Annotated in this window: 2 protein-coding genes; both read left to right on the top strand. The window is 44.7% G+C overall.

Features of this window, described 5'->3' with window-relative positions; translation table 11 throughout:
- Window positions 1–539: PD-(D/E)XK nuclease family transposase (locus tag D791_RS18570; protein WP_036515021.1), on the top strand; the 539-nt coding region annotated here is incomplete at its 5' end.
- 231 nt (window positions 540–770) lie between these two features.
- Complete coding sequence (locus tag D791_RS18565; protein WP_036515019.1) at window positions 771–1175, top strand: nucleotidyltransferase substrate binding protein; 405 nt, start codon at window positions 771–773, stop codon at window positions 1173–1175.
- Window positions 1176–1228 lie beyond the last annotated feature (53 nt).

The raw sequence follows: 1228 nt of genomic DNA, 5'->3' as shown, positions 1-1228 counted from the left end.
AGGCTCAGCAGCAACAGGCGGTTTGGCGTTTTGAAATGCGAGATGAAAAGCAGCCGGATGTGCGCTTAGGGAACGAGTTGCAGGTAAACTTGATCGAATTGAAAAAGGCAGATTGGTTGGAGTTGAGTTCGGGATCTTTGAGGTTTTGGATTGAGTTTCTGGAGCATTGGCAGAGTCTGGTTCAGATGATGGATATACCTTATGAGCCAGTGAGAAAGGCAATGGAGCGATTGAAGATGATTAGTGCAGATGAAGAAGAGCGTCGGTTGGCATTTGTGCGTCAACGGGCGATGCATGATGAAGCGACCTTGTTGAAGGAGGCGAGAGAGGGTGGTTTTGAGCAGGGCATTGAAAAAGGCATTGAGCAAGGTATAGAGCAAGGCATAGCACAAGGCCTTGAAAAAGGTCGCCAAGCCCAGATGAGTGAAACAGCACTTAAGCTTATCGCCCGTACCGAAATGGACGATGTGATGATTGCAGAGCTGTCAGGTTTAAGTGTGGACCAGATTGAACAGTTGAGGCTTAAGGCTAACCACTGATTTTTTAGTAGAGCTAGCTGACTGTTTAGCTTAGGCACTCTACCCACCTCTTCCAGAGAGCCGCCGTAAATACGTCCTTGTAGGCTTGAATGCCGCATCCATGCGGCATGCACTCTCTGAAAGTGATGGGCAGAGTGCCTTTAAGAGTGTTGTGTTGTATTCAGCTTCTGAAAAGTATTAAAGTTAATTTTGTAAGTTCAGTGAGTCAGTTGGGTTTGAAATGGGAGTGTTATGACGGAGCAGGATATTCGCTGGCAACAGCGCTACAGGCAATTCAATCGAGCGTATTTGTTATTGGTGCAAGCGATTGCAATTGAGTCGCCAAATATCGTTGAGCGTGCAGGTTTGATTCAGTTTTTTGAGATGGCATTTGAGTTGTCTTGGAAACTGTTGAAAGATTATCAACAGGCAGAGGGTTTTGAAGTGAATAGCCCTCGGGCTGCAATTAAACTGGCTTTTCAAAATGGGATTGTTGATGATGGGCATGTTTGGATACAGGCGCTGGAGGATCGTAATCTGACAACTCATACGTATAATGAAGAAACGGCTCAGCAGGTTGAGCAAAAAATTCGGGAAACGTATTTTCCATTATTAAATGTGCTTAATAATCGATTTTCTGAGCTGGAAATAGAATGAACTTGGTGTTAAGGACAGGCTTATCGGATTCTGATTATGCATTAATTGCAGAG

Source organism: Nitrincola nitratireducens (assembly GCF_000585235.1).
Lineage (GTDB): Bacteria > Pseudomonadota > Gammaproteobacteria > Pseudomonadales > Balneatricaceae > Nitrincola > Nitrincola alkalisediminis.
This window is presented reverse-complemented; position numbering and strand designations above follow the sequence as displayed.

Bases quoted from the DNA above. Each gene is read 5' to 3' on its own strand.
- D791_RS18565 (WP_036515019.1), top strand. From the start codon at position 771: ATGACGGAGCAGGATATTCGCTGGCAACAGCGCTACAGGCAATTCAAT.